Raw genomic sequence first — 22,349 nt, forward strand, 5'->3', positions numbered from 1 at the left:
CCCGGAAAAGTGAATATCCAAGCTCACAATAGCGACAGGCGTGCATTTGGTGTTTCTGGGCGGTTGGCCTTTTGCCGCAAATTTGGTTAAGCAGACAAAACCAAAGTGCGAGGAAACCCGCTGCGCCTATTAACTGGCGTTGCGCAAAAAACGAGTATTATCCTGTTTAATGTCTAGTTCTGTTTCGCCCGCCGCGGCCAATCCTTCTGCGAAATCCGAGAATCTACGTGTAAGCGTAGGCTCAGCGCTTCGCGAGTCTTCAACATCGAACAAGTCACCATCAATAGGGGTGAATGGGCAGGCCGCAAATGGCGAGTGCCCGAAAAAAGCGATGTTGCAACGCATATCCGCTCATTGCGCGGCTTTTCAAGGCGCACAACTTCATCGCAGCATAACCCAAGCGTCGCTCAATATCGCGCTTTATGCAGGTGTGATCGCAGCAATGTTTGCGGTTGTATTCGCGGGCTGGTGGCCAGCGCTGTTGGTTCTAGGCCCGCTGGCCGGCGGTTTGTTGGTCAAGCTTTTCACCATTCAGCATGATTGCGGGCATGGCAGCTATTTCAATTCTAAAGCCGCGAACCATGCGCTCGGGTTCTGCATAAGCATTCTTACCTTTACGCCTTATGGATTTTGGCGTGATGCCCATAATCGTCATCACGCAAGCTCTGGCGATCTTGATCGTCGCGGCATTGGTGGCGTGGATACGCTTACTGCCGATGAATATCGCGCGTTGTCGCCAGCCAATAAATTCCTATACAGATTTTATCGCCATCCGATTGTTATGATTGCTTTTGGATCGCCGTTTTATTTCTTTGTTATGCAGCGCTTCCCGCTTGCCGGGCCAATGCCCTTTGCCGAGACCTATCACGGTATGCGCCTTGGTCAGATTTGGAAAAGTGTTGCGGCGTTGAATGTGGCGTTGGTGGTGTTTTACGGGGCTTTGTCGCTGGTCCTTGGGTTTGGTGCGGTGGCGATTGTATTCGGAATTTCAGTGACAATCGCTGCGTGGGCGGGAACATGGTTGTTCTTTGTTCAGCACCAATATGAAGAAACTTATTGGGCCAAGCGCCCACAGTGGAATTATGCGGAAGCGGCGATTTTCGGCTCATCTCATTACAAGTTGCCGACGCCGTTGCGTTGGATTTCAGGCAATATTGGCCTGCATCATATTCATCACCTTGCGAGTTTGATTCCGAATTATCGGTTGATGGAATGTTATCGCGCGAGCGAAGATTTGTTGTCGCTGCCGGTCATGACCATCAAAGACAGCCTTGAATGTGCGCGTCTTGCCCTTTGGTGTACTGCGCAACAAAAGATGGTCAGCATCTCGTCTCTGCGCTAAGCTGTTGCGCATGGGCGGAGCAGCGATTCTGTTCAGCCAAAAAATCAAAGATGCGCAGGGCTTGCGCATCTTTTTATTTATGGAGAGCGGAACAATGAAATTGATCACGTCATTCATGGTCGGGGCGGCGCTATGTGTCGGCAGTACAGCATTGGCACAATCGGACCTTAGAGCAGATATTGCCGCCGATTATGACGCAAATCTCGAAGACCTATTCATTCATTTTCACGAAAACCCCGAACTTTCTCATCGCGAGTTTAAGACGGCGAAACGTCTAGCGACCGAGATTAGTGCGCTCGGCTATGACGTCACCGAAGGCGTCGGCGGCACTGGTGTTGTGGCGGTTTTGAAAAATGGTGACGGCCCGACAATTATGATCCGTGCCGATATGGATGGCTTGCCGGTAAAAGAAAATTCGGGGCTTTCCTATTCATCAGTTGCCACACAAGAAGACATCGATGGTGAAGTGAAACCAGTGATGCATGCTTGCGGTCACGATGTTCATATCACATCGCTGGTGGGCACGGCGCGCCAGATGGCTGCGCGGAAAGACCAATGGTCGGGTACGCTCGTCTTGATCGCTCAGCCTGCGGAGGAACGCATTTCTGGTGCGCGCGAGATGATCAATGACGGGCTTTATAAACGCTTTCCGAAACCGGATTATGCGTTGGCGTTTCATGTATCTGCTGATACGCCACTGAACCGAATCGATGTGCCACTTGGGATCAGTTCTTCAAGTTCTGATAGTGTCGATATTGTTGTTCACGGCGTTGGCGCTCATGGTGCAGCACCGCATAAGGGTATTGATCCTGTGCTCGTAGCATCACAAATTGTCGTTACACTACAATCGGTTGTCTCGCGTACAATAGCGCCGCTTGATGCTGGCGTGATTACGGTTGGCGCGATCCATGGCGGATTTAAGCACAATATCATTGGCGACAAAGTTGAAATGCAGCTGACGGTTCGTTCCGATGATCATGAGGTGCGGGCACAGTTGCTAGACAGTATTGATCGTGTTGCTGCCGGTGTCGCTCAGTCGTTGGGTGTGCCCCAAGATTTAATGCCCGAAGTGATCAGATCAAAGACCGAAACAACGCCGCCGACCATCAACGACGCGGCGTCAGCCCAGAAAGTCCGCGATGCAATCTCCGCTGCAATGGGCGATGACATTTTGATCGACATGCCGCGCGAAGGCATGGGCGCAGAAGATTTTGCCTATTTCGTTACGCCGGAAAGCGGCGTTAAGGGGGTATATTTCAGCGTAGGCGGTACGCCCGCAAAAGACGTGAAAGATGCACCGTCACATCATTCTCCGTTCTTTAAAATTGTGCCTGAGCCAGCAATCAAAACAGGCACTGAAGCGATGACGGCGTCTGCGATTTCGCTTTTTAATCAAGAATAATTCGCCGCCCAATTTTGGCCATTCTGTCGCCCAGAAATGACCCCAGTCCGCTCCGACGGACTGGGGTTTTTTGTGCGTTTTATATTTGTGTTGTTACCGGTCTGGGGGCCACCTTTAGGAGACATTGTAATGAAGAAAAAACTGGTCGTCGGCTTGTTTGGTTTGTGTGTGGCGGGGATGAGCGCCCCGGCACTTGCGGGCGAATGGAAAGTCAATCCACGCGCTTGTCCGGACTTGAGGGAGGATCGAGCCGACCGGCGCGAGGACCGCCGCGATGGGCGATATAATAATGGATATGGCGACCGCGCCGAAGACCGATATGACCGACGTGAAAATCGCCGTGACGAAGCGGTGACGATTTGTCCTATCAGCGCGTTTTATTATGACGGTAACAAGCGCGAGGCCCGCCGTTATGCCAATGCGCGTCCGCCACTATCGTGGGACCGCCGAGCACGCATGTATTACCGCTATGATCGGGGCACTAAAATTTACGTGCGGGCATAATCCGTAACAAGATGGCTTTATAATCGGCTGAGGCGGAGCAATTTTCAGCTCCGCCTTTTTTCTATATTGCACTGGCGAAATGTGGCCTGTCGCGCTATAGGCGCGCCACACAATGAAAAGGAATTATCATGGCCAACGGAAAAGACGTGAAAAAAGTGGTTCTAGCCTATTCTGGCGGGCTCGATACGTCGGTAATTCTGAAATGGCTACAGGTTGAATATGGCTGTGAAGTGGTCACGTTCACGGCAGATCTCGGGCAAGGTGAGGAACTGGAACCAGCGCGCCGCAAGGCTGAGCGCGCCGGCATTAAAGATATTTATATCGAAGATGTCCGCGAAGAATTTGTCCGTGATTTCGTTTTTCCAATGTTTCGCGCCAACGCGGTTTACGAAGGGCTTTACCTTTTAGGCACGTCGATCGCACGCCCGTTGATTGCAAAACGGCTTGTGGAAATTGCTAAAGAAACCGGCGCAGACGCGATTGCCCATGGCGCGACCGGTAAAGGGAATGACCAGGTTCGGTTCGAGCTAAATGCCTATGCCCTGAACCCCGATATTCAGGTCATCGCCCCATGGCGCGATTGGGATTTGAATTCTCGCGAGAAACTGATTGCGTTTGCCGAAGCCCACCAGATTGAAGTCCAAAAAGATAAGCGCGGCGAAGCACCGTTCTCCGTTGACGCAAACCTCCTGCACACGTCGTCAGAAGGAAAAGTGCTCGAAGACCCTGCGGTCGTTGCGCCTGAATATGTCTATCAGCGCACCGTTGATCCAGAGACAGCACCAGACAAACCAGAAATCGTCGAGATCGGATTTGAGCGCGGCGACGCGGTTTCGATCAATGGTGAAAAGTTATCGCCGGCTGAATTGCTAACCAAGCTCAATGAATTGGGCGGGAAGCATGGCGTTGGCCGGTTGGACCTCGTGGAGAACCGTTTTGTCGGTATGAAATCACGCGGCATTTATGAAACACCAGGCGGCACGGTGTTGCTGGCGGCCCATCGCGGCATCGAGCAAATCACCCTTGATCGCGGGGCGGCCCACCTTAAAGACGAATTAATGCCACGTTATGCAGAGCTTATTTATAACGGCTTTTGGTATTCACCGGAGCGCGAGATGCTTCAGGCGGCGATTGATAAAAGTCAGGAACACGTATCGGGCACCGTATCGGTCAAGCTCTATAAAGGGTCAGCCGACGTCATTGCTCGCTCATCAGAAAACACAATTTATTCCGAAGCCCACGTCACGTTCGAAGAAGACATGGTCTATGACCAAAAAGACGCTGAGGGTTTCATCAAACTAAATGCGTTGCGTCTTAAATTATTGGCGCGTCGGAATATGAAAGCGAAGTAAGAAATGGATCTCACGAAGGTGCCAACTGGCGCAGACGCGCCAAAAGACATCAATGTTGTAATCGAAGTGCCGCTCGGCGGTGACCCGATCAAATACGAAATTCACAAGCCTTCAGGCGCGATGTTCGTTGATCGGTTCCTTTATACGGATATGCGTTATCCGTGTAATTACGGCTTTGTGCCGGGGACGCTCGCTGATGATGGTGATGCGGTTGATGTAATGGTCGTTGGCAATCGGCCTTTGGTGCCGGGTTCTGTTGTTGCGGCCCGTCCGGTGGGCGTTCTTCTGATGGAAGATGAAGCTGGCCTGGATGAGAAAATTCTCGCGGTGCCGAGCCCTCGCCTCACGCGCTACTATCAAAAGATCACCACCTATGAAGACTTGCCCGATATTTTGATTGAACGGATCAGGCATTTTTTCGAGCATTACAAAGATCTTGAGCCAAACAAATGGGTCAAAGTTGTTGGCTGGAAAGGCCCCGAAGAGGCTGAAAAACTGATCATGCAGGGTATTGAGGCCGAGAAAAAAGCGGGCAATTAGGCCGATTAGTTTCGCTGCTAGGCAAATTTGCCGATGGGGCGGCACTTTACGCCCTACATTCCTATGGGTTTTCCCTTTTTAAGGCGGGCGCTTCGGGTTATCATCCAAGCGCCCGTTTTGGGATTTGCATGGCCCTTGTGGTCATGCGGGGGAGTGATCGAGGGGTGTTATGAGAAATATCGAAGCCATGTTTGGCGGTGTGTTGGCGCTTGTCGTCCTCGGTATCGCATTTTATGCGGTGATGAACGCGAATATCGGTACGGGCGGTGAAGCAACGGATACGCAGACCTCAAACGTCAGTATTTCCAGCAATGCTTCCGCTGGCGAAATGACTCCAACCCTTACGTCAAACGGCGGCCAAGACCTCGTTTGCGAGTGTTATGACGCTGCATTCTCGCTGGCGGGCAAGGTTGATGTATTATCGCCAGAATATCGCACAGGCTTTCAGCAATGCCGTGCCCGTGGGGGTGTTGATGCGGGCGATGCATGGACCGCAGGTTGGAACGCCCGGCTTTCCGGACGTCCCTATGAGGCCAGTTGCAAATCTTATAAGCGCCGGCGTTAGGCTTTTGGCAGGAGTGAACCAGCCGCAAGTTTCATTGGCTGAATTTCAGTGGATTCAAAAAGCCCGGCTTTGGCGTAGGGGTCATTTTCGGCAAATCTTTGTGCTTCGGCGTGGTCGTCGGCTTCGATGATCAAGATCGAGCCATTTGGCTTGCCGTTATCGTCAAGCATTGGGCCGGCAAGCATGGCGCGGGGACCGTAAGCGGCGAAATAATCAAGATGCGCTGGGCGCGTATCCATGCGCAGGTCGAGTGAATTGGGTTTGTCGCGGCAAATCAGAATAAAATTAGGCATCGTTACGCTTCCGTTGTGAATGGCCGCGCGAGTAACGCGGCGATGATATCGTCTACATTTCTCGATCCGCTCACCAGTTCGGCCACAGCCGCACAGATGGGCGCATCAATTCCGGCTTTCTCCGCGAGGGCATGGATAGCCCCTGCGGTGGCGACGCCTTCGCTGACGCTATTGCGACTTGCGAGCACATCGTCAAGGGATCGCCCTTTGCCAAGTTCAATTCCGAGGGACATGTTGCGCGATTGGGGCGAGGACGCAGTCAGGATCAAATCACCTAACCCCGAAAGGCCCGCCATGGTCTGGGCTTCGGCTCCTAATGCGACCCCAAGGCGTTGGAATTCAGAAAAGCCGCGTGCGATTAACGCGGCGCGGGCGCTCTCGCCCATGCCTTGTCCAGCGACAACCCCAGCGGCAATGGCCAATACATTTTTGACCGCACCGCCGAGTTCGGCCCCCGTGAGATCATCCGATAGGTAGGGCCTGAAATGTGGAGCGCCGATAGTTGCCATCCACCGCTTGCCCAATTCTTCATCCGCGCAGGCAAGGGTCACAGCCGTCGGTAGGCCCATGGCAACATCCCGGGCAAAGCTCGGGCCAGACAACACAGCCGGTAGTGCTTCAGGCCATACCGCTGATAAAACTTCGGTCATTAACAAGCCGGTATCCCGTTCGATCCCTTTTGAACAAAGCGCGACGGGCTGTTGCCGATCACCAGCAGCAGACCGAAGTTCGGCAAAAGCTGTGCGGGCAAATTGGGCCGGCACCACAAAAAGTAGGGCCTCGTTTTCGGCGGCCATACTGAGGGAGCCAACAGCTTTCAATGGTGCCGGTAAGGGAACGTCGGGCAGGTATTCGGTGTTTTCATGGCGATCATTGATGGTACGCACGACTTGTTCTTCGCGGGCCCAAATGGTGGTTGGGATGCCGTTCGCGGCACACAAAGAGGCAAGCGCCGTACCCCACGCGCCGCCACCGATGACACCGATAGATTTGAAAGCTTGAGTTGATTTCATTTGATTCATTGCAGATTGAGGATTGAACGGTTTATAAAGACGTTAACATAAACATGCGGTGATAAATGCCAGCAGAAACACTCGACGATACAGCCAAGCAGATTCTTGATGCCGCGAGTCGGCGCTTTCTTCATTATGGATATGGTAAAACGACCATGTCGGAGATAGCGCAGGACTGCAATATGTCCACCGGCAATCTATATCGATACTTTCCGTCAAAACTCGACATTGCAGAAATGTTCGTGCGGGTCTTGAGGATGGAACAGGTTAGAAAGTTGCGCGAGGTGGCGGATGCTCCCGAAGTCGCTCCAGCTAAAAAGTTGCGGTCTTTCTTTTTGACCAAGTTTACGCTCGCCTATGAGCGGTTTCACGACAAACCAAAATCCTATGAGCTATCAAGCGAGTTGATGTCCTCACGGCCCAAGATCGCGATTGAATGGGAAAATGCCGAGGGACGGGTGCTCGGCGAGATATTGCGACTTGGCATGGAAGACGGAACTTTTGCGATTGATAATAACGCCGAGACCGTGAAAATCCTCCAAGATGCTGCTTACCGTTTCACAAGCCCGTCAGTTTTCCATGAGGGTGAATATGCGGTTCTAGCGCAAGAACTGAATGGCGTGGTGGACCTCATCCTAGATGGTTTTTCGTGGCGAGCGGCCAAACAATCAAGCCACAAGGCGCATGAACCCGCCTGATTTTAGCGATTTAATGCGTGTTTAACTTCACTTCGGTGTGAGGTTGTATTTTTTTTATTGCATCGCAATATGTAATAACCCATTGAAATATATAGAATAAAATAGATAATCAGAAAAAATGATCATTAAACAATGAATAATATTCATTTCGTTCATTGACAACTGTTCAATGCGCGCCTATGTCCCCCTCAACAAGGCGGCACAACAATGACTGCCTTGCCTCGGAGGGATCGCTCTTCGGGGATAAAAAATGGACTTCTAAGAGAGATCAAAATGACAAGCTTTCGTACCTTTGCCGTTCAAGCGGCTGCAACCCTGACCCTAACTGGTGTTCTTGGTGCCCTTCTTTTTAATGTCGCTGACCTCGCGACGCGCGGTGTTATCATCGCCTAAATCGTTTTCCCAGATTCTGCTGAGACCCCGTCCCTCCCCTTAGGACGCACCCTCCCTTATCTCAGCAGAGACTACGGCGCGGCAGCCTGCCCCGGCTTCCGCGCCCTTTTTTTGCGCGTCAGTCTAAAAAACTGTGTAAGTAACGAAGATACAATTTATTCGGCGCATTGTTCTTCTACATTCAAGGGAGAGCACCATGCCAGCATCCAGTCGCTTTGCCGTCGCTGTCCATATTTTGACACTTATGGCTGTTGATCGTTCGGCATCCCAAACATCAGAATGTCTGGCCAAAAGCGCCAACACCAATCCCGCGGTAATTAGGCGATTGTTAGTCGCCCTCTCAAAGGCTGGCTTGACCGTTTCCAAGCTTGGCAAGGGTGGCGGCTCTACGCTGGCGCGCGGCCCAAAGAAAATCACCATGCTCGATATCTATCGGGCGGTCGAAGAACCTGGTCTTGTTGCGCTGCCGCGAACACCGCCAGATGACACCTGCACGGTTGGGCGGCATATCCAAACCAGCCTAATTGCGGTGGCGAACAGCGCGGAGCAAGCGTTCCTTGGGCGTTTGGCCGAGGTCAGTCTCAAACAAATTGTGCGTGAAATTGCTGCAGCAAATGCTGCAACATAAAGTGCAGCATTAATTGGTTTTGAGACACGTAAATAACTATCGAGTTTGGTGTTTAGGCCTTGGGGCCTTTGCGCCCGCTGCCCAGTTTGCCGCCGTCTTTGTGCGGTGCCAATGGCCAACGCGCACGCGGGGCTAAACCCATGACATCATGCGGGTTTGGTACCATTCCCGCAACGATCCGCTCGGCCCCGGCCCAAGCGATCATGGCCCCATTATCGGTGCAATATTTGGGCGGTGGGACCATTAGTTGCCATGAATTTGCTGCGCACAATTTTTGCAGCATATTTTTGACTGAACAGTTCGCTGCAACGCCACCAGCGACGACCAATCGGCGGTTACCAATCGGCGGGTCGAGAATTTCCATCGCCTTTTGTGTGCGTTGCGCAAGATGGCGCGCGGCGGCGTGTTGGAACGATGCTGCAATATCGGCAACGTCTTGACCGGATGGGCTTTCGATGTTGGTCGCGGCTTCGCGAACGGCGGTTTTGAGGCCCGAGAAAGAAAAGTCACAACCGTCGCGTTGGGCCAATGGGCGGGGTAGGTCAAACCGGTCGGCTCTGCCGCCTGTCGCGGCGGCTTCGACCATTGGGCCGCCGGGCGCACCAAGACCTAATAATTTCGCGGTTTTGTCAAAGGACTCGCCAGCGGCATCATCAATCGTTGTGCCGAGCCGAACATAGTCACCCACGGACTTCACATGAATGAGTTGCGTGTGTCCGCCAGAGATCAGCAGTAATAAATAGGGAAAAGCCGCAGGTTCGGTCATCCGGGCGGAAAGCGCATGTCCTTCGAGATGGTTGAGCGGGATGAGCGGTAAATCATGAGCGAGGGCAATCGCCTTTGCGGTGGTAAGCCCGACCATCACGCCACCAACTAAGCCGGGGCCCGCGGTTGCGGCCACAGCTGATAGGCGGTCAAACGCGATGCCCGCAACGGCCACTGCTTTTTCGATGGTGCTATCAAGCCGCTCAACATGACTTCGGGCAGCAATTTCGGGCACGACGCCACCAAAAGCCGCATGGTCTTCATGTTGCGCCCAGACCTCGTTCGATAATATCTGACAGCTTCCATCAGGCCGTCGGCGTATGATCGCAGCGGCAGTATCGTCACAGCTCGTTTCAACACCGAGCACAAAGAGGTCTTGAGCAGTAGTCATAGGTTTGCGCATTCCGATAAGATAATTTAGGCGCTTGGACCGCAAAAGCGCCCCTAAATGCAAGTGCGCATTCGTCTATGCCTTATAATGCCACATAGCCCATAAAGTTTTGAAAGCAAAACGAGTGTCAGAAAAGAACGCCTTTGCCGTCGCTACCCGCCGATCTCCGCTGGCGCTGGCGCAAGCCCGCATGGTTCAGCGGATGATCGCGAAGGCGATTGGCCATGACCCGAACACGGCCAATAATGACGCGCCGATCCGCGATTTTGTCAGCTCTGGCGATCAAAACCTGACAGGTTCGCTCGCGGAAATCGGCGGCAAAGGACTGTTCACTAAGGAAATCGAAGACGCGCTTTTGTCTGGTGAAGCGCGATTTGCCGTCCATTCTATGAAAGACATGCCAGCAGAATCTCCACCGGGGCTGATCACCGCCGCAATTCCGCAACGCGAAGATCCACGCGATGTGTTTATCAGCCCGAATAGCAAGACCCCATGGACCCTCGCTGAAGGTGCTGCCATCGGAACGGCGTCGGTGCGGCGTCTCGCCCAGACATTGTCGCGTCGCCCCGACCTAAAGCCTGTCACGTTGCGGGGGAATGTGGGCACTCGGCTAAAAAAGCTAGAGCGCGGCGAAGCCGATGCGACCTTTCTGGCGCTTGCCGGGTTGCGCCGCTTGGGGCTCGAACAACACGCAACCTACATTCTGCCGCCCGAAGAAATGCTGCCTGCGGTGGGGCAGGGTGCGCTCTGCGTTCAGACTCGCGAAGACGACGAAGAAGCGCGGGCCATCGCGGCGAAGTTTAATTGCGCAGAAACAGAAGGTTGCGTGGCGGTTGAGCGTGCGTTCCTCGCGGGGCTTGATGGTTCGTGCCGTACGCCCATCGCCGGGCTTGCCGTCATTGAAAATGGCGAAGTTTGGTTTCGCGGTGAGTTACTTTCGTTGGATGGTGAAACACAGTTCAAGATCGAACGAAAATTTCCGTATACGGCGAATAATATTAAACAAGCTGTGGAAACTGGTGCAGCCGCCGCGATTGAAATTCGCGAACGCGCAGGGGTTAATTTCTTTGCTGTATTGACCAACGAAGGATCGCGCGGGTGAGGGTGTTGGTCACACGCGCCGAGCCAGACGGCGAGCGATTTGCGGCCTTGTGCCGGGCCAAGGGGCTAACGCCAATATTGTCGCCTGTGATGGAAATTCAGATCACGAGACAGGATATTGACCTTAGGGGCATTGGTGCACTCGCATTTACATCGGTGAATGGTGTTCGAGCATTCGAGGCAAATTGTGATGTGCGCGATCTGCCTGTTTTTGCGGTGGGGCCGGTGACCGGGGACGCGGCACGCGCGGCTGGGTTTATTTCTGTGCGTGATGCAGAGGGCGATGTGCATCGCCTTCATGATTGTATCGTCTCCGAAAGGGGGCAATTCAGTGATGCGGTATTGCATGTCGCTGGTGCTGATCGTGCTGGCGATCTGGTTCGCATGTTAAAGAGCGATAAAATTTCAGCGCGGCGTATGACGCTCTACGATGCTAAGGCAGTGTCTGCGTTGACCGATGAAACGGTCAATGCGCTGCGGGCGTCACCACCCGTCGAATGGGCAAGTTTTTTCTCTCCTCGCACGGCAAAGCTTTTTATGGAACTTGCCGTTCAAGTCGGTGTCGTGGATCAGTTGAAAAACACGCGTGTTGCGTGCCTTAGTGATGCGGTGGCCGAACGAGCAGGATCGGCCAATTGGCATTCATTACACGTGGCCCCGGAATATTCCGCGCAAAGCCTGTTAGAATTGATTGTGCAGAAGAATGCGGGTTGCGCTTGAGCGCGCGCGCTGCGGCGCTTATCTAATATACGCCGAGTTGATAGAGTTCTGACCCAAAGGGAGTACCGCGTGACGCAAGACGACAACAAGCCCGACCAAAAGGACAGCGACGACGCTATACCAGAGGTTGAGGCGGAAGTTGTCAGCGGCGATGAGCCGGTGTCTGCCCCATTTGACGATGAGCCATCAAGTGAGGCCGATCCCGCGAAAGATGCGGAAACAGAACCGGCGACAAAGCGCAAGTCTACGCTGACGCCAGGCGTCATGCTGTTTTTGCTGTTTGCGGTGGTGGCTTTGGCTGCTTTTGGATTTTGGCGTATGCAAATGCGTGCGGATCAGCCTGATGCAGCCAAAGAAAACACTGTGCTGGAAGGTGCCGAACCCATAATTGAGCCAAAGGCCGATGTGGCGACGCCACCAGTCGCGGTTGAGCCTGCACCAGAGCCTGAAAAGACAATCAATGTTCCGGCTGATGATTTAAAATCTGCGCCGGGCAATGCGGTGGGTGATGACGCACCCGGAGATGTAGCAAGCGATGACGGGTTTTTACCGCCGCTTCCGAGTGACGAGAAAAAGCTTGGCAATAGTTTTGATGACGATGTCAAATCCACCCAAGAAATTCCCGCTGAGGTTGGTGAAGAAAGTACTCTTGATACAGAAGAGGTGGTAACTGAGCCATTGGAAGACGCGGTGGATGCAACCGACGAGCACGCGGTAATTGATGAGCCCATCGAGGCACCTCAACCTATCGAAGATAACGAAATGGCAGAGGCGGCCATTGAAAATGAACCGGCAATAATATCGGATGCAGAAGAACCCTCGGTTCCTGCAACAACGGATTATTCGGACGAAATCGCAGCCCTAAAGGCCGAGTTCGATCAGCAAGCACAATCGTTGAGCGCGGCGTTGGCGCAAGAACGCGAGAAAAATGATGCGCTCATCGCAGAAATCGGCGCGCTAAGACAAGACCTTTCTTCTGCGTTGTCGTCGCGCGACGCGCAAATCAATCAAGAATTAAATGCTTTGCGCGCCGCGGTATCAGACCTGAAAGATAGCCAGCCAAAAATCTCGGCGGCACAGATCAAAGCTGGCCTTTCGCTTGATACATTGAAAATCGCGATCGACCAGGGGACGCCTTTTGCCAAAGAATTGGCGGATGTTACTGCGCTTGCCCCAGACCTAACGGCATCACTTAGCACGCATGCCCAAAGCGGTATTCCGACGATTACCACCTTGCGAAATAATTTTGATGCAGCGGCGCGACGTGCGGTTAGCGCTGCGGCGCAAGAAAAAGCAGGTGGCGGTGTTGCTGGGCTTGTGGCACGCGCGAAAAACCTTGTGAGTGTTCGCCCTGCTGCGCCGCGTGCCGGTGATGGTGCGGGGGCTATTCTGTCCCGTGCCGAGGCCGCGCTTGATGATGGTGATGTGGCTTATGCGCTAAGCGAGGTCGAAAATCTTTCGGAAGCCGCGCAGGAAAGCATGGCGAGCTGGATCAATGATGCGCGTGCGCGTGCAAATGCGGCGGCAACAATTAAAGCGCTCGAAGCGCGACTTGCAAATGCGGCGGAGTAGAGGCGTATCATGATCCGTATTCTGATATTTTTGTTGGGTATTCTTCTGTTTGCCTCTGGTGTTACTTATTTCGCTAGTCTGGATAGTCGATTTACGGGCGAGGTGTTTGGCTATCACTTTGATGGACCATCGGGTCTCATCATTGGTGGTGCCTTCGCGCTTTTGTTGATCACGATTTATCTGACCCACAAAATCAAAGACATTATGGGCCTGCCTGCGCGGATCAAGGCACGCGACGCAGAAACCAAAAGAACACGCGGTGTTGCTGCGCTGACCCGTGGGTTAGAGGCTGTTGCGGTTGGTGACGGCGAAGACGCGGCGCATCATGCGCGAGTCGCGCGGCGGCTTCTTGATGATGTGGCTGTGACGCGTTTGTTATCGGCTCAGGCGGCTCAGTTGTCGGGTGATACCAAAGCTGCCCAAGAAGGCTTTTCGGCTATGCTCGAAGCGCCCGAAACTGAATTTTTGGGGCTTCAGGGCTTGTATGCGCAGGCGATGAAGACCGATGACCGAGATGCGGCGCGTGGTTACGCAGAGCGTGCGTTTCGACTGCGCCCTAATGCGGATTGGGCCTATCACTCGGTATTTGAATTGGGGCTTGAGCGTGGTGCCTGGGGTGATACCCGTATAGCGCTGGAGCGCGCTGAAAAGAACAAACTTGTAGAGGGGGCGCACGCGCAACGCGGCAAGGCGGCGTTGTTAACCGCTGATGCGTATGCGGTGCACTCCATCGACCGGCAGGCGGCATTATCGGAATTGGAGACAGCGCTTAAATTTGCGCCGGGCTTTGCGCCCGCAGCTTTGTTGGCTGCGCGTTTATATGCTGATGATAGCAAAATAGGAAAAGCGAGCAAAATTATTGAAACCGCTTTTTCCGAAGCGCCCCATCCGGCGTTAATCAAACAGTATGACCGTCTCTATAAGGATGAAAATAACGAAAAGCGCGCATCGAAGTTACGTAAACTAGCGGACAAGGCACCAATTAGCGACGAGGCCATTTTACTTCAGGCCCGGGCAGAAAACCTCGTGGAGAACTGGGCGGATGCTGTTCAAAAACTGGAGCCGTTATTAAGTAATGCACCGACAGCTGCAGCGTTTTCACTCATGGCAACGGCCATCGCAGGTCTTCATGGTGGGCCGTCTGCGCAGGTCTGGCTTGAACATGCCGCCAATGCGCCGCGTGACCCACGCCCCGGTGCCGATGGTGACTTTAACCTAACCCGCGAAGGTTGGGCCCGTCTGGTTCGTGAATATATGGACTTTGGGCGGTTGGCACCGCCCCCTATCGAGGCGCTAGAAACCGGGCTTTCTATTGATGAAGTCCGGCTGCTCGCTGCGCCGCCGGTTGTCGAGCCGGAAATTTTAGACGAACAACCCGCCGATGAAACGGGCGATACCGAACTTCAGGTTGACGATGCTAACGAAGGAGGTGTCGAAGCAGAAAACGATGTTGTGGCAAGTGGCGGGCCAGAACAGGACGACAACGACGAAGAAAACCAAGAAGAAAACCTAGCCTCTACAGCGGAAGATGCGGAACGTGCAATAAAGGCGTCCCGCGAGGTTTCTTAGATTATTCGGCTGCGTCTTTGGATTCTTTCTTGTCGTCATTCGCCGTTTTCGACGCCGTTTTCATTTCTTTCTTTTCGCGTTTTTGAAGCGCTTTTTCCTGCGCTGTCATTTTTTTCAATTCTTTCTTGGATGGTGGCTCGCTAGATTCATTCTTTGCGGCCTCCATCGCGATCAGCCCTTCTTCGGCGAGGGTGCGAACGGAAAGAAAATCAATTTTGCCAGTGCCTAGGACCGGAATTTCATCAACAATCACAATTTTTTTTGGTACCGCAATTTCAGGCACACCATGAGATTGCGCCCATGTCAGCAATAAGCCTCGAGGCGCATCTTTTCGATCCGTGACCAGTATAACTTGCTCGCCTTTTTTTGGATCAGGCAAAATGGCCGCTGCATGTAAATTGTCGGGCCATACGGCGGATGCGCAGTTTTCAACAACCGCCAGTGACACCATTTCGCCAGCAATTTTCGCGAAGCGCTTAAGCCGTCCACGGATCGACATATATCCGGATTCGTCAATGGAAACGATATCGCCAGTATCGTGCCACCCATCTTGTGGCGGTACGATAACGCCTGGATTGTCTTGGGAAAGATAGCCCTGCATGATGTTTGGCCCACGGACAAATAATCGCCCTGCGGTACTGTCTAGTCCTTCAACCGGGTCAAGACGATATTCAACCGCGGGTAGGAGTTTTCCGACGGTGCCAGAACGAATATCACCCGGTTGGTTTGCGGCCAGAACGGGCGACCCTTCGGTGACGCCATATCCTTCGAGGACTTCAAAACCGAAGCGTTTTTCTGCGGCTTGTCGCGTTTCATCACGGACACGTTCCGCGCCGCAAACGGCGATGCGTAAAGACGACATTCCCCCATCGGCGCTGGCGCGCATATATTGTGATAAGAACGTGTCGGTTGCGAACAGGACGGTCGATCCAGTTTCAAAAATCCGCTTAGGGATAATTTTGGTCTGGAGTGGTGACGGGTGAAAGACAACAGGATAGCCGTTGAGGATTGGCCAAAGCGCCCCCGCCGTCAGCCCATAGCAATGGAATGTCGGCAATGGGTTAAAAAAGACATCGGTCGGCAACAAATCCACATGGGCCGATATTTGTTCAATATTTGCGATGATATTGCGGTGCGAGAGCACAACCCCCTTCGGGGTGCCTTCGGTGCCTGATGTGAACAAAATAACCCCCGGAGAATCCGGATTGGGGGTTGAGGCAAGAATTGTTGGAAATAATGGCCCGGTCAGAGCAAGTGTTTTGTCACGGCCAGTGATCTGTTCACGGACGTCTTCGAGATAGATTATGTCTACGGCTTCGGCCAATTCTTCGATGAGTTTTTCAAGGCCAGCTAACTCAATAAATTTTCTGGCAGTGACGATTTTTGAAACATTCGCGACTTTACACGCGCCCAAAAGGTTTTTTGAACCCGAGGTAAAGTTGAGCATTGCCGGTACACGCCCGCGTGATAGCAACGCGAAAAGCGCGATGATTGCCCCGGCGCTGGTCGGCAACAAAATGCCTACATGTTCGTTGTTTTTTGTGAGTCGTCCGAGCGCGCCACCAAGCGCGAATGAACCGCGTGTAATTTCTTTAAAGGTCAGTTGGCGACCATCACCATCGGTGATCGCAACTCTATTGGATTTTTGGCGCGCTGCATTTTCGAGATATGCCTGAAAAATTGCGCGGCGTGAGCGGCGTTCTATGCGCCGTATCGGATCACCCATAACCCTACCTGTTCGTTTCTCTGCCCCGGTGACAGTGTATGATAGGGGCGCATTAATTGCCAGAAGGTGCCGGAAATTGGCGCTAAAGCGCGCGCGCAATCTCGTCAATAATGGATTGCGTTGCCTTTGCCGGGTTGTCGTTAGCGATAATCGGACGGCCTACAACCAATTGGTCAGCGCCGGCGGCAATAGCGTTGGCCGGGGTTACCACGCGCTTTTGGTCATCCATCGCACTTCCCGCTGGGCGGACGCCGGGCGTGACAATTTTAAGTGCATCGCCAAAACGTGCCTTGATGGCGGCGGCTTCCTTCGCAGACGCAACAACGCCATCGGCACCGGCTTCGGCGGCAAACTCTGCGCGCTTCAAAACGAGGTCTTCAAGCGGGATGTTGATACCCGCTTTGGTCAGGCTGGTTTGGTCGAGACTTGTTAAAACGGTTACGGCAAGAATTTTCAGTCGGGGGTCGTCGGCGCGACCTTGAACGGCACCTTTCAACACGTCGGGTTCCGCATGAACGGTTAGGTAATCCCCACCGAAGGCTGCGACGCTTTTAACGCCGCGTTCGACTGTTGCGCCGATATCGTGAAATTTGAAATCGAGAAAAACTTTTTTGCCTTCGCCGGACAAACGCGCCGCAAGGTCTAGCCCACCAATCGGCATGAGTTGATAACCGATTTTATAAAAAGCGCCTGCGGGTCCGATAGCGTCGATAGCCTTCTGCGCATCTGCAACGGTTGGCAGGTCCAATGCAATGATCAGGCGGTCATTCGGAGTCATGATGCGGAGGCTTTCTTGGTTGAGTGTTTTGGGGTGGCGCGTAGTTTTGGTTTACTGGCTAATTTCTTTTTGGGTGCGGATTTCTTTTTCACGGCTTTTTTCTTTGCCGGTTTTGGTTTGTCCGGTGACATGACTTTGTCCTTAAAGCCGCACAAATCCACAAGGCTGCACCGCCAACATTCGGGTGTCCGCGCCTTACAGATGTAGCGACCATGTAAAATCAGCCAGTGATGGGCGTCATGAAGAAATTCATCGGGGACGATTTTTTCTAAGCCAAGTTCAACATCAAGCGGGGTCTTGCCCGGTGCGATACCAGTACGGTTTCCAATCCGAAATATATGGGTATCGACGGCAATCGTCGGCGCGCCAAAAGCCACATTCATCACAACGTTGGCGGTTTTTCGGCCCACGCCCGGCAGCTTTTCGAGATCTTCGCGGGTTTGGGGGACCGCGCCGCCAAAATCGTCGAGCAGCATTTGCGATAGGGCGATGACGTTCTTGGCCTTGTTACGCCAAAGCCCAATCGTTTTTACATACTCGCCAAGTTTTGCGACGCCCAGCGCCACCATTTTTTCTGGCGTATCGGCAACCTTAAAAAGGTCTTTCGTCGCTTTGTTGACGCCGACATCGGTTGCCTGTGCCGATAGGGCCACGGCGACCACCAATGTGTATGGATTGGTGTAATTCAGCTCGGTTTGGGGCGACGGTTCCGTCGTGGATAGGCGCTCAAACATTTTGCGCGCATTATCGCGCGTCATTTTTCGGGGCATGGTCGGCCTTTTTCGCGGTTTGGTGCGACCATAGCGACCGCCCCGAACAGGTAAAGTTCCCGTTATAGACAATTGCTAGTCGGGTCTGCCTGAGCGTATGTTTTCCCCATGAATCGTATCTCCGCCATTGAAACCATGCCGCCTATTCTGAAGGGGCGCAGTCTAGATGTGCCAAGTCTAGAGCCGTCCGAGGGGCAGGAAAGTGTATTTGACGCCGTTTTGTATCCGAATCGGTCATTGCCCAATAAGGGCTTTGTGATCGTGATGACGATTGTGGCAGTTTCGCTTTTCTCGACCGGGCTACTTTTTACCACATTGGGGGCTTGGCCCGTCTTTGGTTTTTGTGGCCTCGATATAGTGGCGATATGGGTGGCGTTTAAGCTGAGTTATCGTCAGGGGCGGCTGCGGGAGCATGTGCGGATTTCCGGTGATACGATGTGGGTATCTAGGGTGATGCCCTCTGGTCATGAATTACGCTGGCGGTTGCAGCCTTTTTGGACGCGGGTGCATATCGACCGGCCTGTGCGCCATGAAAGCCAGGTCCGGGTGATCAGCAAGGGCGGAACGCTCATATTAGGGGCGTTTCTTTCACCCGAAGAGCGGGAGCGATTTGCCGATGCCCTCACAAGTGCCTTGGGTCGCGCGCGTGGTTGAGCTACACGGTGCCATTGTTGTCTGGCTTGGATAGGAAGTTATGCTCGGCTCGTTCCTGATATTGATGGGATTTTTGGCTGTCTGTGGCGGTCTTTATTGGCACTGGCGTGGAAAAGTCTCGGCAGAGCTTACCGAGGGGGCTGCCTATGAATGGGAGTTTTTCCAAAAAAGAGAACCTGAATTTCTTGGCGATATGTCCGAGCAGGAATTTCACGCAATTTATCGGCGGGTGAACGAACCCCGCTTTCCCGGTTATGCGTTGGCGGCGCTGGCGACGTTTCTCGTCTCCTTGCCAGTGACGCTAGGTCTTTTGGGGTTCTCGCAATGGGTGGGCCAAAAGCTGGGTATCCTCCCTCAGCCAGTGGAAATCGTGCGCTATGTGAATCTGGGTGAAGTTAAAGTCGCGCAATCGTGGCAATGTGGGCCGGAATGTCAGCTTTACATCGCTGAAGCATTCTCTGGTTTTTACTATTTCTTTGGCGTTGTCATCGTCTGGTTGGTGATCGTTTGGTTTTTTATGCGGCGGTTTCATAAACGGCGCCCCGGTTATTTGCGCGATGAAATTATTCGTGCGCGGCAATAGGCCCAAAAGTAGCAGGAGATTGCTTTTTGCAGTATTTACACACAATGGTCCGTGTACGTGACTTAGAAAAGTCACTGGATTTCTATTGTAACAAACTCGGCCTTGAAGAGGTCAATCGGTACGATGTCGAGGCGGGTCGGTTTACGCTCGTTTTTCTTGCGGCCCCCAACGATATCGAACGCGCAAAAGAAAAAGACGGCCCGATGGTCGAGCTGACCTATAATTGGGACCCAGAAGAATATGATGGTGGCCGTAATTTCGGCCATCTCGCATATCTGGTCGATGATATTTATGCGAGCTGTCAAAAACTGATGGATGCAGGCGTGGCCATTAATCGCCCACCGCGTGACGGGCATATGGCGTTTGTGCGCTCTCCTGACGGGATTTCTATCGAGCTTCTCCAGCGCGGCGAGGCGCTTGGGCCGCAGGAACCATGGTCAAGCATGGAGAATACAGGCTCTTGGTAGAAACGCATTTTACGCAAACGGCAATTTCCTAGCTGAAAGTTATTAGATGACCGGCTCGTCCCCATCCGATCCCGTTGTGCTTGACCGGGTCACCAAGCGATATGGCGGCTTTACCGCGGTTGATGGCCTGTCATTTCGCGTGGCGCAAGGCGAGATTTATGGCTTTCTGGGGCCAAATGGCGCGGGTAAAACCACAACACTCCGTATGCTGCTTGATATCGTAAAGCCGAGTGCTGGTTCGATTAGTATATTGGGGTCCTCGTCTGCGATTGATGTGCGCCGGCGCATTGGGTATTTGCCAGAAGAGCGGGGGCTTTATCGAAAGATGAAGGCCATAGATTCCATCGCATATTTTGCGCAGTTGCGGGGGCTATCCGCGGGTGCGGCAAAGCGCCGTGCAAGCGAATTGCTTGAAGAGTTTGGTTTAGAAAAATTTGCGCGCTCAAAAAACGAAGCCTTGTCAAAAGGGATGGCGCAAAAAGTTCAGCTACTGGCAACCATTGCGCATGAACCGGAATTATTGATTTTGGATGAGCCGTTTTCTGGTCTTGATCCAATTAATCAGCAGACATTGGAAACGTTGATTGCAGATCAGCGCCGCAATGGCCGCACGATCATTTTTTCAACGCACGTTATGCAGCACGCGGAGCGGCTGTGTGATCGGTTTCTGATTTTGGCTCATGGCCAAAAGCGGTTTGATGGCACGCTTGAGAATGCGCGGGAGATATACGGACACCGATTACATGTTCGAAGCGCCGCGCCGGCGGCTGCTTTTGAAAGTTTGCCGGGCGTCGTCGCGGTACGGCTGGAAAAGGCTGGCGGCGAAGAAAACCTTTATGAGGTTGAATTGGCAGAAAACGCAGATCCGCAAGCATTTTTACAACAAGTCGTTGGTGCCGGAATAGCGATTAGCCGGTTTGAACAAGCCGGGGCGACGCTCCATGATATTTTTGTTTCGCTTGCTGGTGACGATGCGTCGGAAGCGATCGCGGAGGCTGCGGAATGAAACAGGTTCTGTTGATCGCCTGGCGCGAATATAAGCAATATGTATTCTCGCGCGGTTTTTTGATCTTCCTCGTTATGTTGCCGGTTAGTTTAGTCGCATTCAGTGCGGCGATGGGGCTGGTTGAGCGGAACAAGCCGACGCGCATCTTTGTGGTTTACGATGAAACGGGACAATACACCGACGATATCGACAGGGAGGTCGAGCGGCGCCAATTATTACAAGCATTATCAGCGTGGGATGCATATCTGAATGCTTATGCGGACCTTACGGCGGTTGAGCGTGGTGAAATCGCACCGCCCTTTGCACCGGATGCCGTGAACGATAAACGAGCAGAGGCGTTTATTGCGGCAGGTGGATTTGACGTTGCTCAGCTAGCGGTTGATCCCTATTTAAATGCGAGCGCAATGCCGTTTGAAGTGCCGCGTGTACAGTTCCAGCGTATCATCTCGCCGGTTCCCACCGACGGTTCGCTTGCGCAGATAGAGACTGCGCTTCGTCCATTCTTGTTGGATGATGAACGTATCGAAATGCCTGACGGGACAACCGTTCCATTGTTTGCAGCGATTTTGATTCCGGCTGATTTCGGCGCTGACGACGACGCGTCCGCCGCACAATATTGGAGCCGCAACCTGACCGATAGCGCGCTGGAAAGCGTGGTCAATTCGGCGCTCGATAAGGCGTTAAAACGTCAAACTATTGCTGAGTTTGGTCTGTCCCAAGATACGCTGGATCGTATTGATGCAGTTGATGCGCCATTGCTGTCTTATCGGCCGGATCGCATAGCCGACGAGGCGGAGTTGGGCCTAGAAGACCGAATAGAGACTGCTATGCCTGCGGCGCTAACCTATATGTTGGTGGTGATTATCTTTGGTGTTGGCAACTTGTTACTGACCAACACCATCGAAGAGCGTTCGAATAAAATTGTTGAAATATTGTTGTCGTCGGTCACGGCGGGTCAGTTAATGGCGGGCAAATTGATTGGCATTGCGGCCGTCGGTCTGACGATGCCAGCGATGTTTTTGTTCGGCGGTTTGGCGGGATCGATGGCGCTGACGACGGATCAGAATTTTTTATCGCTCGCGATCAGCTCGCTCTTTTCGTCGCCACTTCTCTTGATTTATCTATTCTACTTTTTCTGTGCTTATGCGATTTTTGCGATGATCTTTTTGGCCATCGGTGCCGTATCGAATTCGCTTCAGGATGCTCAATCATATATGGGGCCGGTCATGATTTTGGTGTTCGCGCCTATGCCGTTCATGGTGATGGTGTTCCAGAATCCTAACGGCTTTGTTGCATCTGTGCTTACATGGATACCGATTTATACGCCCTATGCGGTGATGATGCGCGCGGCTGCGGATCCGCCATTGTGGGAAGTTTTCGGTGCAACGATCTTGATGCTGGCCTTCGCCATTTTCCTGATGCGGATTATGGGGCGGATTTTCCGTAACGCGATTTTACAATCATCGCCGCCAAAAGCGCGTGATGTTTGGCGCTTGGCGCGGAAAGAAAAACACTAA

General features: G+C 53.0%; 23 protein-coding genes. 17 read left to right on the plus strand and 6 right to left on the minus strand.

The features are described from left to right. Window positions 1-169 precede the first annotated feature (169 nt). The 6 genes from ABFZ84_RS04900 (at window position 170) to ABFZ84_RS04925 (ending at window position 5,705) form a co-directional block, all read left to right on the plus strand. Window positions 170-1,342, plus strand: a complete 1,173-nt coding sequence (locus ABFZ84_RS04900) for a fatty acid desaturase (protein WP_369312814.1) — start codon at window positions 170-172, stop codon at window positions 1,340-1,342. A 94-nt stretch (window positions 1,343-1,436) separates the two neighbouring features. After that, window positions 1,437-2,744, plus strand: coding sequence for an amidohydrolase (locus ABFZ84_RS04905; RefSeq protein WP_369312815.1), 1,308 nt, complete (start codon window positions 1,437-1,439; stop codon window positions 2,742-2,744). Between the two features lie 129 nt (window positions 2,745-2,873). Next, complete coding sequence (locus ABFZ84_RS04910; protein WP_369312816.1) at window positions 2,874-3,248, plus strand: hypothetical protein; 375 nt, start codon at window positions 2,874-2,876, stop codon at window positions 3,246-3,248. Between the two features lie 128 nt (window positions 3,249-3,376). Beyond that, entirely contained in the window at window positions 3,377-4,600 is a 1,224-nt protein-coding gene (locus ABFZ84_RS04915) for an argininosuccinate synthase (protein WP_369312817.1), read from the plus strand. A gap of 3 nt (window positions 4,601-4,603) precedes the next feature. Continuing rightward, window positions 4,604-5,140, plus strand: a complete 537-nt coding sequence (gene ppa, locus ABFZ84_RS04920; protein ID WP_369312818.1) for an inorganic diphosphatase — start codon at window positions 4,604-4,606, stop codon at window positions 5,138-5,140. 169 nt (window positions 5,141-5,309) lie between these two features. Continuing rightward, complete coding sequence (locus tag ABFZ84_RS04925; RefSeq protein ID WP_369312819.1) at window positions 5,310-5,705, plus strand: hypothetical protein; 396 nt, start codon at window positions 5,310-5,312, stop codon at window positions 5,703-5,705. On the opposite strand, the gene ABFZ84_RS04930 is transcribed toward ABFZ84_RS04925, so the two are convergent. After that, window positions 5,702-5,998, minus strand: a complete 297-nt coding sequence (locus tag ABFZ84_RS04930) for a YciI family protein (protein ID WP_369312820.1) — start codon at window positions 5,996-5,998, stop codon at window positions 5,702-5,704. The two genes, ABFZ84_RS04925 and ABFZ84_RS04930, sit on opposite strands and share 4 nt — an antisense overlap. 2 nt (window positions 5,999-6,000) lie before the next feature. Beyond that, window positions 6,001-7,011 (minus strand): NAD(P)H-dependent glycerol-3-phosphate dehydrogenase, encoded by a 1,011-nt coding sequence (locus ABFZ84_RS04935; protein ID WP_369312821.1) that lies wholly within the window; start codon window positions 7,009-7,011, stop codon window positions 6,001-6,003. 65 nt (window positions 7,012-7,076) lie between these two features. Here ABFZ84_RS04935 and ABFZ84_RS04940 point away from each other — a divergent pair, with 65 nt between their 5' ends. Then, window positions 7,077-7,709: a TetR/AcrR family transcriptional regulator gene (locus ABFZ84_RS04940; RefSeq protein ID WP_369312822.1), complete on the plus strand. Its 633-nt coding sequence runs from the start codon at window positions 7,077-7,079 to the stop codon at window positions 7,707-7,709. A 589-nt stretch (window positions 7,710-8,298) separates the two neighbouring features. Beyond that, window positions 8,299-8,730 (plus strand): Rrf2 family transcriptional regulator, encoded by a 432-nt coding sequence (locus ABFZ84_RS04945; RefSeq protein ID WP_369312823.1) that lies wholly within the window; start codon window positions 8,299-8,301, stop codon window positions 8,728-8,730. A gap of 52 nt (window positions 8,731-8,782) precedes the next feature. Here the strand turns inward: ABFZ84_RS04945 and tsaD are convergent, their stop codons facing one another. After that, window positions 8,783-9,886 carry a tRNA (adenosine(37)-N6)-threonylcarbamoyltransferase complex transferase subunit TsaD gene (tsaD, locus tag ABFZ84_RS04950; RefSeq protein WP_369312825.1) on the minus strand — a complete coding sequence of 368 codons (1,104 nt, stop codon included), beginning with the start codon at window positions 9,884-9,886 and terminating at the stop codon, window positions 8,783-8,785. Window positions 9,887-10,010: 124 nt separating this feature from the next. Here tsaD and hemC point away from each other — a divergent pair, with 124 nt between their 5' ends. From hemC to ABFZ84_RS04970, 4 genes are all read left to right on the plus strand, one after another. Further along, window positions 10,011-10,988 (plus strand): hydroxymethylbilane synthase, encoded by a 978-nt coding sequence (hemC, locus tag ABFZ84_RS04955; RefSeq protein WP_369312826.1) that lies wholly within the window; start codon window positions 10,011-10,013, stop codon window positions 10,986-10,988. Beyond that, complete coding sequence (locus ABFZ84_RS04960; RefSeq protein WP_369312827.1) at window positions 10,985-11,707, plus strand: uroporphyrinogen-III synthase; 723 nt, start codon at window positions 10,985-10,987, stop codon at window positions 11,705-11,707. The genes hemC and ABFZ84_RS04960 overlap by 4 nt, the downstream gene beginning before the upstream one ends. A 69-nt stretch (window positions 11,708-11,776) precedes the next feature. Beyond that, window positions 11,777-13,279: a COG4223 family protein gene (locus ABFZ84_RS04965; RefSeq protein ID WP_369312828.1), complete on the plus strand. Its 1,503-nt coding sequence runs from the start codon at window positions 11,777-11,779 to the stop codon at window positions 13,277-13,279. A gap of 9 nt (window positions 13,280-13,288) precedes the next feature. Further along, window positions 13,289-14,848: a heme biosynthesis protein HemY gene (locus ABFZ84_RS04970; protein WP_369312829.1), complete on the plus strand. Its 1,560-nt coding sequence runs from the start codon at window positions 13,289-13,291 to the stop codon at window positions 14,846-14,848. 1 nt (window position 14,849) lies between these two features. On the opposite strand, the gene ABFZ84_RS04975 is transcribed toward ABFZ84_RS04970, so the two are convergent. From ABFZ84_RS04975 to nth, 3 genes are all read right to left on the minus strand, one after another. Then, window positions 14,850-16,574 (minus strand): AMP-binding protein, encoded by a 1,725-nt coding sequence (locus tag ABFZ84_RS04975; RefSeq protein ID WP_369312830.1) that lies wholly within the window; start codon window positions 16,572-16,574, stop codon window positions 14,850-14,852. An 82-nt stretch (window positions 16,575-16,656) separates the two neighbouring features. Then, on the minus strand, window positions 16,657-17,352 hold the full coding sequence (gene pyrF / locus ABFZ84_RS04980; RefSeq protein ID WP_369312831.1) for an orotidine-5'-phosphate decarboxylase: 696 nt from the start codon (window positions 17,350-17,352) through the stop codon (window positions 16,657-16,659). Continuing rightward, window positions 17,349-18,122 (minus strand): endonuclease III, encoded by a 774-nt coding sequence (nth, locus tag ABFZ84_RS04985; protein ID WP_407067070.1) that lies wholly within the window; start codon window positions 18,120-18,122, stop codon window positions 17,349-17,351. Before nth ends, pyrF begins: the two co-directional genes overlap by 4 nt. A 108-nt stretch (window positions 18,123-18,230) precedes the next feature. On the opposite strand from nth, the gene ABFZ84_RS04990 reads away from it, so the two are divergent. The 5 genes from ABFZ84_RS04990 to ABFZ84_RS05010 are packed head-to-tail and all read left to right on the plus strand — an operon-like array spanning window position 18,231 to window position 22,349. After that, the gene (locus tag ABFZ84_RS04990) at window positions 18,231-18,776 is read left to right on the plus strand and encodes a DUF2244 domain-containing protein (protein ID WP_369312832.1); all 546 of its coding nucleotides are present in this window, start codon (window positions 18,231-18,233) and stop codon (window positions 18,774-18,776) included. Between the two features lie 40 nt (window positions 18,777-18,816). Then, entirely contained in the window at window positions 18,817-19,359 is a 543-nt protein-coding gene (locus tag ABFZ84_RS04995; RefSeq protein ID WP_369312833.1) for a hypothetical protein, read from the plus strand. Window positions 19,360-19,385: 26 nt separating this feature from the next. Further along, entirely contained in the window at window positions 19,386-19,826 is a 441-nt protein-coding gene (locus tag ABFZ84_RS05000) for a VOC family protein (protein ID WP_369312834.1), read from the plus strand. Between the two features lie 46 nt (window positions 19,827-19,872). After that, window positions 19,873-20,832 (plus strand): ABC transporter ATP-binding protein, encoded by a 960-nt coding sequence (locus ABFZ84_RS05005; RefSeq protein ID WP_369312835.1) that lies wholly within the window; start codon window positions 19,873-19,875, stop codon window positions 20,830-20,832. Then, a complete protein-coding gene (locus tag ABFZ84_RS05010; protein ID WP_369312836.1) occupies window positions 20,829-22,349 on the plus strand; it encodes an ABC transporter permease in 1,521 nt (506 codons plus the stop codon). The genes ABFZ84_RS05005 and ABFZ84_RS05010 overlap by 4 nt, the downstream gene beginning before the upstream one ends.

Origin of the sequence: Hyphococcus lacteus (assembly GCF_041058985.1) — a bacterium.
GTDB lineage: Bacteria > Pseudomonadota > Alphaproteobacteria > Caulobacterales > Parvularculaceae > Hyphococcus > Hyphococcus lacteus.